General features: G+C 69.4%; 14 protein-coding genes. 4 read left to right on the top strand and 10 right to left on the bottom strand.

Features of this window, described 5'->3' with window-relative positions; all coding sequences use genetic code 11:
- Positions 1–308: 308 nt before the first annotated feature.
- The 4 genes from FHR20_RS17605 to FHR20_RS17590 are packed head-to-tail and all read right to left on the bottom strand — an operon-like array spanning position 309 to position 3520.
- Positions 309–1361 (bottom strand): peptidoglycan-binding protein, encoded by a 1053-nt coding sequence (locus FHR20_RS17605; protein WP_167300897.1) that lies wholly within the window; start codon positions 1359–1361, stop codon positions 309–311.
- Entirely contained in the window at positions 1358–1783 is a 426-nt protein-coding gene (locus tag FHR20_RS17600) for a hypothetical protein (protein ID WP_086130117.1), read from the bottom strand. Before FHR20_RS17600 ends, FHR20_RS17605 begins: the two co-directional genes overlap by 4 nt.
- Positions 1780–3117 (bottom strand): flagellar protein export ATPase FliI, encoded by a 1338-nt coding sequence (gene fliI, locus FHR20_RS17595; protein WP_167300896.1) that lies wholly within the window; start codon positions 3115–3117, stop codon positions 1780–1782. Before fliI ends, FHR20_RS17600 begins: the two co-directional genes overlap by 4 nt.
- A 10-nt stretch (positions 3118–3127) precedes the next feature.
- A complete protein-coding gene (locus FHR20_RS17590) occupies positions 3128–3520 on the bottom strand; it encodes a flagellar biosynthesis repressor FlbT (RefSeq protein ID WP_086130119.1) in 393 nt (130 codons plus the stop codon).
- Positions 3521–3702: 182 nt separating this feature from the next.
- On the opposite strand from FHR20_RS17590, the gene FHR20_RS17585 reads away from it, so the two are divergent.
- From FHR20_RS17585 to FHR20_RS17575, 3 genes are read left to right on the top strand one after another with little or no spacing between them, the layout of a single operon-like run.
- Entirely contained in the window at positions 3703–5061 is a 1359-nt protein-coding gene (locus FHR20_RS17585; protein WP_279589448.1) for a flagellar hook protein FlgE, read from the top strand.
- 22 nt (positions 5062–5083) lie between these two features.
- Entirely contained in the window at positions 5084–7165 is a 2082-nt protein-coding gene (flgK, locus tag FHR20_RS17580; RefSeq protein ID WP_167300894.1) for a flagellar hook-associated protein FlgK, read from the top strand.
- 24 nt (positions 7166–7189) lie between these two features.
- Positions 7190–8098 carry a flagellin gene (locus FHR20_RS17575; RefSeq protein WP_167300893.1) on the top strand — a complete coding sequence of 303 codons (909 nt, stop codon included), beginning with the start codon at positions 7190–7192 and terminating at the stop codon, positions 8096–8098.
- Between the two features lie 191 nt (positions 8099–8289).
- Here the strand turns inward: FHR20_RS17575 and FHR20_RS17570 are convergent, their stop codons facing one another.
- Complete coding sequence (locus tag FHR20_RS17570) at positions 8290–10068, bottom strand: hypothetical protein (protein ID WP_243857518.1); 1779 nt, start codon at positions 10066–10068, stop codon at positions 8290–8292.
- Entirely contained in the window at positions 10068–10232 is a 165-nt protein-coding gene (locus FHR20_RS17565; RefSeq protein WP_208413700.1) for a hypothetical protein, read from the bottom strand. Before FHR20_RS17565 ends, FHR20_RS17570 begins: the two co-directional genes overlap by 1 nt.
- 147 nt (positions 10233–10379) lie before the next feature.
- Here FHR20_RS17565 and FHR20_RS17560 point away from each other — a divergent pair, with 147 nt between their 5' ends.
- Entirely contained in the window at positions 10380–10787 is a 408-nt protein-coding gene (locus FHR20_RS17560) for a hypothetical protein (protein WP_243857516.1), read from the top strand.
- 62 nt (positions 10788–10849) lie between these two features.
- Here the strand turns inward: FHR20_RS17560 and FHR20_RS17555 are convergent, their stop codons facing one another.
- Genes FHR20_RS17555 through FHR20_RS17540 form a run of 4 tightly spaced genes read right to left on the bottom strand, consistent with a single transcriptional unit; the run spans position 10850 to position 13399 of the window.
- On the bottom strand, positions 10850–11440 hold the full coding sequence (locus FHR20_RS17555) for a MotE family protein (protein ID WP_167300891.1): 591 nt from the start codon (positions 11438–11440) through the stop codon (positions 10850–10852).
- Positions 11440–11829, bottom strand: a complete 390-nt coding sequence (locus FHR20_RS17550; protein ID WP_243857514.1) for a DUF6468 domain-containing protein — start codon at positions 11827–11829, stop codon at positions 11440–11442. The genes FHR20_RS17555 and FHR20_RS17550 overlap by 1 nt, the downstream gene beginning before the upstream one ends.
- Positions 11826–12848 carry a flagellar motor switch protein FliM gene (gene fliM, locus FHR20_RS17545; protein WP_167300890.1) on the bottom strand — a complete coding sequence of 341 codons (1023 nt, stop codon included), beginning with the start codon at positions 12846–12848 and terminating at the stop codon, positions 11826–11828. The genes FHR20_RS17550 and fliM overlap by 4 nt, the downstream gene beginning before the upstream one ends.
- Positions 12845–13399 (bottom strand): flagellar basal body-associated FliL family protein, encoded by a 555-nt coding sequence (locus FHR20_RS17540; protein ID WP_167300889.1) that lies wholly within the window; start codon positions 13397–13399, stop codon positions 12845–12847. Before FHR20_RS17540 ends, fliM begins: the two co-directional genes overlap by 4 nt.
- Positions 13400–13447: the final 48 nt, after the last annotated feature.

Genomic DNA, 13447 nt, shown 5'->3' with positions numbered 1-13447 from the left:
GGTTCGTCTGCGCCGCGTCCTTCGGCATGTTCTCGAGAACGGTGGCGACGGCTGCTTCGAGCGCGATCGTGATCTTCGACATTGCGTATCCCCTGTTTCGTCCGGGCCCGCCGGGTCTCGGCTGCCGTTCACAGGGGCAACATGGCTTCTAATCCTTTAACAGATCCCTTAAAATCCTATATGTAGTCCTACCAGTCATGGATTTTCGCCATGACGAGGCGCTCCGCACAAAGTGCGGAAAATACATGATATTAATGGAGATCCGCGCCTGAAAGGCTGCCGGTGCCATTATTATAGGATAAAATAATTTAGCCGGCGAATTGTTCCGGGCGGATTCGACGATCGATGAATCCGAGCAGCCATTGGCGGTGCGCCTGGGTGGCGTTGCCCGCCGTGGCGATTCGGTGATCGGCCGCACCGCCGCCGATCTGGGCGGCCAGCAGCATGCGCGCCCGGCCCGGCTCGATCCCCCCGGCGAGGAACTTCTTCGCGTCGCCGAGCCCCAGATGATGCGTGAGATAGGCCGACTTCGCCAATGTCTCGGCATCGGTGTGGACGCGGATGCCCGATTGCTCGAGCCGCGAAAGGTTGAACTTGGCGAGATCGGCAACGCCCAGGATCGAGGCCTGGCCGTCATAGCGCAATGCCAGCAGCGCGCTACGCGCGCCGGGCAGCACCTGGCCGCGCCCGTCGAGCCAGCCGCGATCGGCAGCCAGCTGGTTGAGCCAGGTGCCCGAGGTTTCGGCGAGATGCTCCCAGGTGCCGCTGAGGAACTGGCCGAGCCCGGCGGCGCTCGAGCGCGGATTGCGCGACATGGTGTTCCAGCTGCCGTCGCGCCCCTTGGCGGCTTCGGCGTCGACGATGGCGGCCAGCGCGGTCGCGGGAATGCCGGTGCGTGCCTCGGCCATGGTCAGGGCCGGCGCAAAGCGGGTGTTGGCGCCGAGCGCGAGGCCGGAGACCACCGCGCCCCTGGCGACCGAGACGGTAGTCTCGGTACCCATCGCGGCGGCCATGGCGCGGCTGCGTTCCTCGGCGGTGTCGCCGATCGCGCCGCGCAGATCCTCGATACAGTCGTCGGCGAAATCCTTGCCGACGCCTTTCCGGTGACAGGCACAGGCGCAACCGCAATTGCATCCCTGCACGCCGTTCGTCTGGCCGTTGACCCGGCCGCCGAGCAGGTCGAGCAGCGAATCGCCGCTGAGGCCGGTCTGGCCGATGCCGTTGCCCTTGCGGTCGTCGCGCTCGCCATCGCCGAGCGCGGCGCGCCACAAGCGGCTGGCGAGCTCGGTCTGCGCCTCGGTGTAGATCACCTTGGCACGGTTTGCGGGGCTGAGCTGGGAGAGGTCCGCGCGCGGAATCATGCGCTGCGCTCCGCATTGCGACGCGCCACGACCAGCTTCGCGGCGGCGATATCGTCGATCATCGCCTGCTCGGCGCCGGCCGCGGCGCGCTCGGCCTCGTCCTTGAAGCGATCCGCCGCGCCTTCGATGGCGCGCATCGTGCCATAGGCTTCCACGGCCTGGGCGCGCAGATGGGTGAGCCGCCCATGGGCGAGTTGCGACTGGCGATCGAGCCGGGCGCGCTCGGCCTTCATCCGCAACGTCCAGGCGTCGCTGGCGATCGGTACGGTGGCGGCGAGCGCGCGCTCCTCGCGCATGCGGATCTCGTGGGCCCGGGTCTGGTGGTTGAGCGTGCTGATCGTCTCGATCTCGACGCTGATCGACACCTTCACCGTGTCGACCTCGCGGCGCTGGACGCGCAGTGCGGTGTCGAACGGGGTCATTCGTCCATCTCCATGCTCAGCGCGACGATCTCGCCGAGCGCGGCGAAGGCGGCATCGGCATTGCCCTCGTCATTCTTGCCCTGGTTGAGCATCGCCTCGATCTGCGGGGCGAGCGCCACCGCGCGGTCGACCTCGGGCGAGGAGCCGGCCTTGTAGGCGCCGAGCCGGACCATCTCTTCCATGTCGGAATAGGTGGAGAGCAGCTTGCGCGCGCCGACGCGGATGTCGTTCTGCGCGTCGTCCATGCAGTGCGGCAGGGTGCGCGAGACCGATTTGAGGATGTCGATCGCCGGATAGCGGCCGCGCTCGGCAATCGCGCGACGCATCACGACGTGACCGTCGAGAATGCCGCGTACCGCATCGGCGACCGGCTCGTTATGGTCGTCGCCGTCAACCAGCACGGTGAACAGGCCGGTGATCATGCCCTTGCCCGGCGCACCGGGGCCGGCGCGCTCGAGCAGGCGGGGCAGCTCGGCGAAGACGGTGGGGGTATAGCCCTTGGTCGCCGGCGGCTCGCCGCTGGCCAGGCCGATCTCGCGCTGCGCCATGGCGAAGCGGGTGACCGAGTCCATCAGGCACAGCACGTTGAGGCCCTGGTCGCGGAAATGCTCGGCGACGGCGAGCGTGGTCCAGGCGGCCTGGCGGCGCATCAGCGCCGGTTCGTCCGACGTGGCGACGACGACGACCGAGCGGGCCATGCCCTCGGGGCCCAGATCGTCCTCGATGAATTCCTGCACTTCGCGGCCGCGCTCGCCGATCAGGCCGATCACCGCGACGTCGCACTGGGTCCAGCGCGCCAGCATCGAGAGCAGCACCGACTTGCCGACGCCCGAGCCCGCGAACAGGCCGAGCCGCTGGCCGCGGCACAGCGGGACGAACAGGTCGAGCGTCCGCACCCCGGTCTCGATCCGCTCGCCCACCCGGGCGCGATTGGCGGCGGCGGGGGGCGGGGCCTTGATGGGCTGCGGATCGGCGCCGTTGGGAAGCGGGCCGAGCCCGTCGACCGGGCGGCCGAGCCCGTCGACCATCCGCCCGAGCCAGGCCTGGGAAGGGCGGACGCTGAACTGGCCGGCGCCGAGTTCGGCGCGCGCGCCCAGGCCCACGCCCTGCGGATCGACGAAGGGAAGGCAGAGCGCGACTTCGCGGTCGAGCGCAGTCACTTCCGCCTGGACGATGCCGCCCGGCGCGGCGATCTCGATGCGGCTGCCGATCTGTGCGGCGCCGGCGAGCCCTTCCACTTCGATCAGCGCGCCGCGCACGGCGACGACGCGGCCGAAGCGGCGATCGGGCGTCATGTCCCGGATCGCACGGGCTGCGCTGGCGAGCGTCTGCACCTTGCGGCCCTCAGGCTGCCTGCGGGGCGGCGAGGGCGTCCTCGAACGCGATCACCTCGCGCGCGGTGGCCAGTGCCTTGTAATATTCGCCCTGGGCGATCTCGCTGGCGAAGCGGATACAGGCCGACTTGGCTTCCGGCACCTCGAGCGCGACGACCAGTGCGCCGACCAGCCCGACCACGATATCGTGGTGGCCGTCCCGGTTCGCCGGATCGATATAGGCGAGCATCGCGGCGAAATAGAGCTGGCGCGCGGGGGTGGTCGCTTCCTCGGGGCGCATGACCTCGCGCCCGCGCAGGATCGATACCTGGTTCTCCACGGCGATCTGGGTGCGGCCCACCGCGCGGATCACCGCGCCGTTGACGATCGCCTTCTCGCCGTCGCGAAGGGTGATGCGGAGCATTGGGGAACAGCCTTTCGTTCGTCTGGCTGCATTATAGGATGTCTTTCGCGTTGCCGGCGCCGCACCCGGCAAATTTTGCCCAGCGTATATCTTTGCGCCCTGCTTTGGGTCTTCGCTTCGCTCATCCTACAATTGAGGCGTGGCCCGCGCGCGTTCCGTGGGCATCGACGGGAGTTAACGTCTTGAGCCTCTATTCCGCTCTCTATGCCGGCGTCTCGGGCCTCAACGCGCAGTCGAGCGCGATGGCGGCGGTTGCCGACAACATCACCAACATCAACACCATCGGCTACAAGGGCGTCGAAGCCCAGTTCAAGACGATGGTGACGGATGGTCGCGCCCGCTCGAGCTATTCGGCCGGCGGCGTCGTCGCCGCGCCGATCGCGATGATCTCGAAGCAGGGCATGATGCAGGCTTCGAGCAACAGCACCGACATCGCGATCGACGGCAAGGGCTTCTTCGTCACCCGCACCGCCGCCGGCGGCCAGGGCGAAGTCGCCTTCACCCGCGCCGGTTCGTTCCGCGCCGACGAGGAAGGCTATCTGAAGAACCCGGCGACGGGCCTGTACCTCTATGGCTATCGCCTCGATGCCGAGGGCAAGTACGTCAACACCGGCAATCTCGACGATCTGGAGGCGATCCGCGTCAGCGACCTGACCGGCACCGCGGCGGCGACGTCGCGCATCCAGGCGCGCATCAACCTCAACACCGCGACCGACGTCTCGCCCGCCGCGGCCGGCTACACCAAGGGCGACCTGGCGAAATATGCCGCGAACAACAGCTACACGCCGAAGACCGAGAACCAGTTCCAGCGCTCGTTCACCGTCTACGACCAGCAGGGCGGCTCGCACACGCTGAACATGGCCTTCATCAAGACCGGCCCGAACGCGTGGAAGGCGGAAGTCTATTCCAACCCCCCCGGCGACGTCATGGACACCAGCGTCACTCCGGCGGTGAAGAGCACCAGCGGTTTCATCGCCGGCGGCGACGTCAATTTCAAGCCGGACGGCAGCCTCGACCTCCCGGCGGGCAGCTGGCTGAACAGCGCGCTGAACATCACCTATTCCAACCAGGCGGCCTCGGTGCCGATCAAGCTGGAGATGGGTAGCGACGGCAAGATCGACGGCCTGACCCAGTTCGGCCAGCCGAGCTCGCTGATCTCGGGCAATACCGACGGCGGCACGCTGGGCAATCTGTCGCAGATCGAAATCACCAAGGAAGGCGTGGTCAACGCGGTGTTCGACGACGGCACCACCCGTTCGGTGTTCCAGCTCCCGCTGGCGACCTTCCAGAACCCGGACGGCCTCACCCGCGTGTCCGGCAATGCCTATACCGCCAGCCGGCTGTCGGGCGGCTTCACCCTGAACGAGCCGGGCGAGCTGGGTGCGGGCGCCATCGCGGCGAACTCGCTCGAGGCCTCGACGGTCGATCTGGCGGGCGAGTTCACCAACATGATCCGCTTCCAGCGCGCGTATAGCGCGTCGTCGAAGATCATCACGACGGTGGACGACATGCTGCGCGAAGTCAGCGACCTCAAGCGCTAACGCCAAGAGAACGTAGGGGAACATGGCGCTCAACGACATTCTCGGTACCGCGGTGTCCGGCCTGGCGGCAGCCCAGGCCGGCCTCCGCGCGGTTTCCAACAACATCGCGAATGTCGGGGTGGCCGGCTATGCGCGCGAGCGCGTCAACCTCACGACGGGCGTGGTCTCGGGTCAGGTCAGCGGCGTCGTGGTGGGCGAGCCCACCCGCGTTGCCGATCGTTTCCTCGAGGCGACGGTGTACAACCGGGCGGGCGATTACGGCCGCACCGAAGTGACCGCCAACTATCTCGACCGCCTGCAGGCGCTCCTCGGGCAGCCGGGGGCCTCTTCCGGCCTGTCGGCGCGCCTCGACGCGGTCTCGGCCTCGGCGGTGGCGATGACCGGCTCGCTGGGCTCCACGCAGACGGTGGCGCAGTTCACCAACGACGTGCAGGACGCGATCAGCTCGATGCAGCAGATGGACAATGACGTGTCCCAGCTGCGCTCCGACGTGGAATCGGAGGTCGGCTACTCGGTCGACAAGATCAACACCCTGCTCAAGCGCATCTACGACCTGAACGGCACGGTGGCGCAGGCGACCGGCCTTGGCCGCAGCGCCGGCGGTGCGGCCGATCAGCGGATGAGCGCGATCGAGGAGCTGAGCGGGCTGATGCAGGTCACTGTCCGCGATCAGGCGGACGGTCGCGTCACCATCGAGACGGCCAATGGCCAGATGCTGCTCGACAAGCGCCTGCGGCAGCTTTCCTATCCCAGCGCCGGAGGGGCTTCGCAGCCGACCTATCCGGCGATCGAGATCCGTTTCGCCCAGCCCGACGCGGCCACCGGCGACAAGATCGATTCCGCTGCGATCGGTGGCAAGCTGGGCGGGCTGCTCGATCTGCGCGATCGCGCGCTGCCGGCATTCTCCGAGCAGCTCGGCACGTTGTTCACCGGCCTGTCGCAGGCGCTGAATTCGGTATCGAACGCGGGCAGCACCGTGCCGCCTCCGGCCGCGCTCATCGGCCGCAACAGCGGCATGGCGGGCAGCGATCGCCTGGGCTTCGCCGGCGCGGCGACCTTCGCGGTCACCAAGGCGGACGGCACGCTGGTCGCCAGCACCAAGATCGATTTCGACGCGCTCGGCCCGAACGCGACGATCGACGACATGGTCACCGCGATCAATACCGGCCTTGGCGGCGCCGGCACGGCCAGCTTTGCCGATGGCAAGCTCAGCATCGTCGCCAATGGCGCCGGCAACGGCGTGGCGATCGGCCAGGACGCGACCAAGCCCAGCGCGCGCGCCGGGCAGGGCGTCTCCCAATTCTTCGGGCTCAACGATCTGGTCCGCAGCGACAGCTCCTCGCTGGTGCCTTCGGGCTTCGCGGCCGGCGATCCGCATGGCTTCGCTACCGGCGAGACCACGCAGATCGTGCTGCGCGACAGCTCCGGCCGGGCGCTGACCAGCTACACGCTGACGCCCGCCACCGGCGGCACGTTCGGCGACCTCGTCAACGATCTGAACGGCAGCCCGCTCTCCAATTTCGGCACCTTCTCGCTGGACGATAGCGGCCGCCTGCGCTTCGCCCCGGCGGCAAGCGTTGCCGGCGCGACGCTCTCGATCCCGGCGGACTCGACCAATCGCCTCGGCACCGGGCGCTCCTTCGCCCAGATGATGAACCTCACCGGCGCGTCGAGCGGGCTCGGCAGTGCGCAGGTGCGGCCCGATATCCTCGCGGACTCCTCCAAGCTCGGCCTCGCCCGGCTGCAGGACGTCGCGGCCGGCGCCAAGGCGCTCGGCTCCGGCGACACGCGCGGAGCGACGGCCTTCGTCAACAAGCTCGGCAGCGCGATCGATCTCGGCAAGGACGGCAAGTCGACCGTCGATGCCTTTGCCAGCAACCTGATGGGCCGGATCGGCCTCGATGCGAACCAGGCCAAGGGCCAGCTCGCCGATGCCACGGCGCGCCGCGATGACGCGATCACCCGCCGCGACAGCTTCGCGGGCGTCAATATCGACGAGGAACTCTCGCAGATGGTGGTGCTGCAGAATAGCTATTCGGCCGCCGCGCGCGTGATCTCCACCGCGAACGACATGTACGACACGCTCCTCGGCATGCTCCGATAGGGCCGGAAGAAGAAGGGAAGACCCATGACCCGCGTTGCCACGATTCCGCTCCAGCGCACCATGGCGAGCGCGATCTCGCGTGCGCAGGAGCAGCTGGCCGACACCCAGCGGCAGCTCTCGACCCGCAAGAAGGCCGCGACCTTCGCCGATCTCGGCACCGAGGCGGTGCGCAATCTCTCCGCGCACTCGCTGCTGGCCCGCCAGGACGCGCAGGCCACCGTGTCGAAGCGGGTCGGCACCACGCTCTCGCTCTACCAGGCCAATCTCGAAGGCATCGACGATGCGACCTCGGATCTGCGCACCAGCCTGATGAAGGCCGTCGGCACCGGCGATTCCGCCGGCCTGCAGGAAGCGATCCAGACCGCCTTCGATCAGTTCCGCACCTCGCTCAATGCTTCGGAGGGCGGCACGCCGCTGTTCGGCGGCAGCCAGGTCGATCAGGCGCCCTTCTCGGTGGACACGCTCGCCCAGGCGGCGACCACGCCGGGCGCCAGCGCCTTCCACAACGACACGGTGCGCGCCAATGCGCGCGTAGCCGACGGCGTGGACATCAGCTACGGCGTCGGGGCGAGCGAGATCGGCGCCAATCTCTACGAGGCGTTCCGCACGCTCGGCCAGGCCGGCGACATCGGCACCAAGCCCACCGACGCGCAGATGGATGCGATCAAGCAGGCAGTGGCGCAGCTCAATACCGGTCTTGGCGACGTGCGGGCGATCAACGCCGACAACGGCCGCAAGCAGAACCAGGTCGATACGCTGACCGCGCGGGGCGAAGCCCGCGGGCTGGTGCTGCAGGGCGTGATCCAGGACAATGAGGATGCCGATCTCGGCCAGGTCGCGATCGACCTTGCCCAGCAGAAGACCGTGCTCGAGGCGAGTTATTCGGTGTTCGCCCAGCTGTCGGGACTGAACCTGGCCGCCTATCTGAAATAATAGGGCGCAACGCTCTCGCATGCCCGGCAAAGGCCGGGGCCTGGCCATCGTGCCCGGGCCCCGGCCTTCGCCTTGTTGTTCGTGCAGTGCAGGGGAGCTGGCGCAGCCGGCGCGCGTTGCCGCCCGTTCAGGCGCCGGGACCAGCCGCGATGTTGGAACCGCGGCCTTGATCCGCGGTGACGGCGAGAGGCTCAGCCCCCGGCGTCGAGCAGGTCGCCGATCGCGCCCGCCGGGCTCGCCTCCGGGATCGCGCCGATCGCGGCGTCGAGCCTGGCCGGGTCGATCTTGTCGATGCTGGCGGTCAGCATGTCGAATGCGCCGGCGGTCGGCAGGCCCTTGAACGCCGCGGCGTAGCGGCCGTGCAGCGCGCGCAGCCTGTCCTCCCGGCCGAGCATCGCCAGTGCCACCGCATAGCGCAGCACCGCCGCCTGTTGCGGCGCGCCAAGGCCCTTGCCCGGGGGCAGGCCCCTTTCGCTCTCCGTCACGAAGGAGCCCCAGTCCTGGGTGCGCCAATGGATCTCGGCGCGTACCGCCGCGCCGTCCGGCACGCCGTCCAGCGCCGCCGCGGCGGCGTCGTCCTTGCCCAGCCGATGGAACGCCACGGCTTCCATCCGCTTGCGGTCCCAGCGCATCTGGGCGGTATAGCTTGGCTGCTCGGTGGCCTGCAGCGCCTTGAGCGCCAGGTCCGGCCGGCCGGCGAGGATCTGCAGCATCGCCACCCGCACCGAGAGCGGGCCCTGCGCCACGTCCTGCGCACGCTGGGTCAGCTGGTAGGAAAGCAGCTCGGCGGCGCGGGCATAGAGGCCGGCGGCCTGGAGCCGGTCGGCCAGGCGATTGGCGAGCAGGTCGCCATCGCCGCCCGAGGGCGCCAGCTCGCGATAGTCCCAATAGAGGCCGGCGGCCTGGGCGAGCGGCACGCCGCTTTCCGGCGCCAGCACCGCGCTCAGCGCTTGCTGCAACTCGGCGAGCATCGGCCCGGCCTGGGTGCCCAGCTTGAAATAGCGCAGCAGGGTGGCGCCGCTCTTCAGCTCCGCGCGCAGGTCCTGCTGTTCCTTGGCCAGGCCATATTCGATGGTCAGCGCCCGCCGCTCGACCGGGCCGCCGCGCCAGCCGAAGCGCATCGCGTCGAGCTGGCGGATCGCTTCCGGCGGCGCGATCGCATGGCCGGCGATCGACACTTCGATCGCGCCAAGCCGGGCGCCGGCCCGTACTTCGGGCGTGCCGGTGAGGGCCGCGCGCTCGAAGCGCAGCCGGGCCCCCGCCAGGTCCTTCTGCACCAGCAGCGCGCGACCGCGCAGCAGGTTGGCGTCGCCGTTGCGATCGCCGAACAGCTGGAGCCATTGCAGCGCCGGCTGGGGCTGGCCGGCATCGATCGCGGCGCCGGCCGCGGCGAGCATGAAGGGGGCGCGATCGCGCGGGGCGTGGGCGTTGATCGCGCCGCTGGCGCAGGCGATCTGTCCCACCGCTTCGGGCGCGGCGCCCGAATGGGCGAGCGCGCGCATCCGCCAGGCACATGCCTCCGCATTGCCGGAGAGTTCGGCGGTGCTCAGCGATTCCACGGCCTCGGCATCGCGGCCCAGCAGGGTGAGCGCCGCGCCGCGCGCAAGCTGATAGGGGGCGACGAGCGCAAGGTCGGGATCGGCGAGGCGCATCGCCTCGAGCACGCCCAGCGCCTCGGCGCCGCGATCCTGGCCGATCAGGCCCCGGGCAAAGGCCCAGCGCACCGATTGGCGCGTGTCGGGAGTCGCGGTGGCGAGCTGGTGCCACGCCTCGGTGCCGGTGATGCCGGTCCAGCCGTCCGCGCCGGTGATCATCGGCATCTGGGCCAGCGTTGCGGCGAAGCGGGGCAGGGCGACGCTCGGGATGGCGGCAGCCGGCTTGGTTGCGGCCGCCGGAGTGGCGGCGGGAGTGGGGGTGGTGTGCGGGGCAGGCGCGGTGCCCGCTGCAAGGAGCAGCAACAGGCCGCGCATCAGCCGAGCCCGAACGGCCGGATCGCGACGACGACGATGCCGCCGCCGATACAGGCGAGCAGGAAGAGAATGGCGTGCAGCATCGGCAGCCCCGCCTTGGCCGGAGCGGGCGGCGGCGCCGGCGGACGGACGATCTCGGCCGTCTCCTCGATGGTCACCCGCACATTGGGATGCCTTCCATTATCGACGACACGCATCTTTCTCGGGCGCTGATCGTGGCTCAACTCGTCACCTGCTTGCTGATTCCATTCTATTATAGAGGGATGGGTGCCCGATGTGGGCGCCGGGCATGGATATCGGAGGACGGGATTTTGCGACGCGAAACGCTGGTGGCGCTGGGTCTTGCGGCATTGCCGCTGCCGGGCGGTGGCGCGCAGGCCTCGGGCGGCGGCGCCGCCGCGGGCGAGGGCCTGCATCTCGTGACCATGGAAGAGATCACCGTGCCGATCGTCGACGCGGATCGCGTCAACGGCGCGTTGCGCTTCAAGCTGGTGATCGATGCGGGCTCGCCCGAGGTCGCCACCAGGCTGAACGGCGAGATGCCGGTGCTGCGCGCCGCGACGGTGGCGGCGGGACTGGAGTTCGCCCGGCTCAATGCCTCGGCGCTGCGCGCGGTCGATGCCCAGCGGCTCGACCATGACCTGACCGCCGCGCTAAAGGTGGCCGAACCCGGCCTGGTCCGCGTGCTGATCGTCGAAGTCGACGCGCGCACCGGCTGATCGGATTCACGGAAAGGTGCGAATGGGCCGCCCCGGCATCCCGCCCGGGCGGCCCTTTCGCGTCAGCGGCGTGCCGTCGCGGCCGGTCCCATCGCCCGGCCGGGCTGGGCGCGCACGGCCGGCGGCGCCGGGGGATGGGCGGCGTTGCGGCGTGCCATCGCCATGCTGAGCGCGGCGGCGCCCTTGGGCGTCATCGCCGCCATGATCATCGCGGTCGAGCGCTCGCGCATCCGCTGCGCGACCTTCATCTGCACTTCCATGTCGAGCTGCTCGAAGACCACCGCGGCGGCCTTGGGCTTCATCGCCTGGTAGATCCGGGCCAGCTCGTCGAACTGCGAGTCCGCCGGGGAAGGCGCACCGGGCGCGCCGCCCGGGCCCATGCCGGCCTGCAGCTGCGCCTCGTCCTGCTTCCGGCGCGCTTCCACATCGGCGGCGAGCCGGGCCGAGGCGGCCTTGGCAGCCTGTTCGCGCAGGTCGAGCCCGCGCTTGCGGCGGGCGGCGGCGGCATCGCGGTCGCTCATGTCCTGGGTGATCGCGTTGCCGAGCCGGGTCTGGGCCGTGTCCTGCTGGCCGGTCGCGATCGTCGCCGCATTGGCGACCACGGCGAGCCCGGCCACGCCGGCGGTGAGCAGGAGCAGCGAGGGGCGGGCCATCACGCGGCCTCCGCCAGCGGGGCGTCGCCCTCGGCCGCGGCCGCCGGTTCGCCTGCTTCCGCGTCGCGCTGGGCATTGGCCATGCCGACTGCGTTGACGATCCGCTCGGCGGCGGCGTCGGCGATGCCGGTCATCAGGCTCAGCTCGTCGCGCAGCTCGCGGGCGCGCTCGACCAGCTGGGCGTGGCGGGCGCAATCGGTACCCAGCGTGTGCTTCATGTCCGAAAGCACGGCACGGGCCTGGACGGTGGCGACCTGCAGGGCCTCCACCACCTGGGTGAGCGCGCCGTCCTTCACGGTGCGCAGGCTCTTCATCATCCGCACGCTCTGCACGAGCACGGCCATGCACAGGATGATCGTCAGCACATTGGCGAGTAGCGCGATGCTCATTGCTTCACCTTCTTGTCGGAGGAAACGTCGTTGATCAGGCGCACGGCGACCTGGCCGTTGCGCTGGCCGATCTGGCCCTGGGCGAGCTTCACGCCGCCGCAGGCGACGTCGAGAGCATCGTCCGGGCTCTTGTGGAGCGCGATGGTCTGGCCGATCTCGAGGTTGCGCAGGTCGGCGATCGACATTGCCTTTTCGCCCAGCAGCACGCTCATCGAGACGTTGGTCTTGCGCACCTCGGCGGCCATGTGCGCCTCCCAGATGCTGTCGCGGCCGCTCTTCTCGCCCATGAAGCGCTGGAGCAGCTTGTCGCGCACCGGCTCCAGCGTCGCATAGGGGAACACCAGGGTGAACCGTCCGCCGCGCCCGTCCATGTCGACGCGGAAGGTCGCGGTCGCGCAGATGTTGGACACGCCGGCGATCGCGGCGAAGCGCGGATTGGTCTCGATGCGCTCGAGATTCATGTTTACCGGCTCGATCGGGGCGAATGCCTCCGAGAAGTCGTCGAGCGCCAGCGTCAGCATGCGCGAGACCAGGCCGGTCTCGATGGTGGTGAAGGCGCGGCCGTCGATCACCATCGGCGAGCCGCCGCCGCCGCGCCCGCCGAGCAGCGCGTCGACCACCGAGTAGATCAGGTTGGAATCGACGGTGACGAGGCCGTAGCTCTCCCATTCCTCGATCTTGAACACGCCCACCATCGCCGGCAGCGCGACGCGGTTCATGAACTCGCCGAAGCGAGTCGAAGTCACTTCCTCCAGGCTCACGTCGACGCCGTCCGAGGTGAGGTTGCGCATCGAGCTGGCGAAGGAACGCACCACCCGGTCGCACACCACTTCGAGCATCGGCAGGCGTTCGTGGCTGATGACCTTGGATTCGATGACGGCGCGCAGGCCGGACTTGCGGGCGATGGGGCCCACATCGCCGAACAGCGCGTCGATATCGGCCTGGTCGAACACGCCGCCGCCCATCTCGCCCGGGGGGGCGGGGGGATCGGGAAGATCGAAGTCCTCGAGATCGATCATTGCTGCACCAGATCCTGGATGAGGATGTCCTTCACCTGCCCCTCGCCGAGCGTGGCGGTGGCGCGCACCATCATCTCTTCCTTGATGCGGAAGACCGCGGCCGATCCGGACAGGTCCTCGGGGCGCAGCTCGCGCAGGAAGGGCTGGAAGCTGTCCAGCACCAGCGGCAGCTTCTCCTTCAGCCCGTCCGGGGCGATGCCGTCGCCCGGCACGATCATGAAATGGATCCTGAGGAAGCGCGCCTGGCCGTCGGGCGAGCGCAGGTTCACCAGCATCGCGGGCACGTCGACAAAGGCGCCCTTGCCCGCGTCGCCCGCCGCCGCCTCGCCATGGCCGCCGCCGCTCGCCGCGGCTTCCTTTGCGCCGCCATGCGCGTCCTTGGCGCCTTCCGCCTTGGCGCCGGAGCCGGAGAGCATGAAGGCCGCGCCGCCGCCGCCGCCAAGCAGCAGCACGGCCGCCGCGGCGCCGATGAGGATCAGCTTCTTCCTCGATTTGGGCTCGGCCGGCTTCGCGGCTTCGGCGCCCTCCTCGATGATTTCCGGAGACGACATTCCCTGGTGACCTTCCGAAATCTGCGCGCCGACACCGCGTCGGTGCAT

The organism is Sphingomonas leidyi, assembly GCF_011761945.1.
GTDB classification, from domain to species: Bacteria; Pseudomonadota; Alphaproteobacteria; order Sphingomonadales; family Sphingomonadaceae; genus Sphingomonas; species Sphingomonas leidyi.
Note: the sequence above shows the minus strand (reverse complement) of the source record. Positions and strands in the feature narration are given on the sequence as shown.

Bases quoted from the DNA above. Each gene is read 5' to 3' on its own strand.
- FHR20_RS17570 (WP_243857518.1), bottom strand. From the start codon at position 10,068: ATGCGCGGCCTGTTGCTGCTCCTTGCAGCGGGCACCGCGCCTGCCCCG.
- FHR20_RS17540 (WP_167300889.1), bottom strand. From the start codon at position 13,399: ATGTCGTCTCCGGAAATCATCGAGGAGGGCGCCGAAGCCGCGAAGCCG.
- flgK (WP_167300894.1), top strand. From the start codon at position 5,084: ATGGCGCTCAACGACATTCTCGGTACCGCGGTGTCCGGCCTGGCGGCA.
- FHR20_RS17555 (WP_167300891.1), bottom strand. From the start codon at position 11,440: ATGGCCCGCCCCTCGCTGCTCCTGCTCACCGCCGGCGTGGCCGGGCTC.
- FHR20_RS17600 (WP_086130117.1), bottom strand. From the start codon at position 1,783: ATGACCCCGTTCGACACCGCACTGCGCGTCCAGCGCCGCGAGGTCGAC.
- fliM (WP_167300890.1), bottom strand. From the start codon at position 12,848: ATGATCGATCTCGAGGACTTCGATCTTCCCGATCCCCCCGCCCCCCCG.
- FHR20_RS17590 (WP_086130119.1), bottom strand. From the start codon at position 3,520: ATGCTCCGCATCACCCTTCGCGACGGCGAGAAGGCGATCGTCAACGGC.
- FHR20_RS17550 (WP_243857514.1), bottom strand. From the start codon at position 11,829: ATGAGCATCGCGCTACTCGCCAATGTGCTGACGATCATCCTGTGCATG.
- FHR20_RS17575 (WP_167300893.1), top strand. From the start codon at position 7,190: ATGACCCGCGTTGCCACGATTCCGCTCCAGCGCACCATGGCGAGCGCG.
- FHR20_RS17605 (WP_167300897.1), bottom strand. From the start codon at position 1,361: ATGATTCCGCGCGCGGACCTCTCCCAGCTCAGCCCCGCAAACCGTGCC.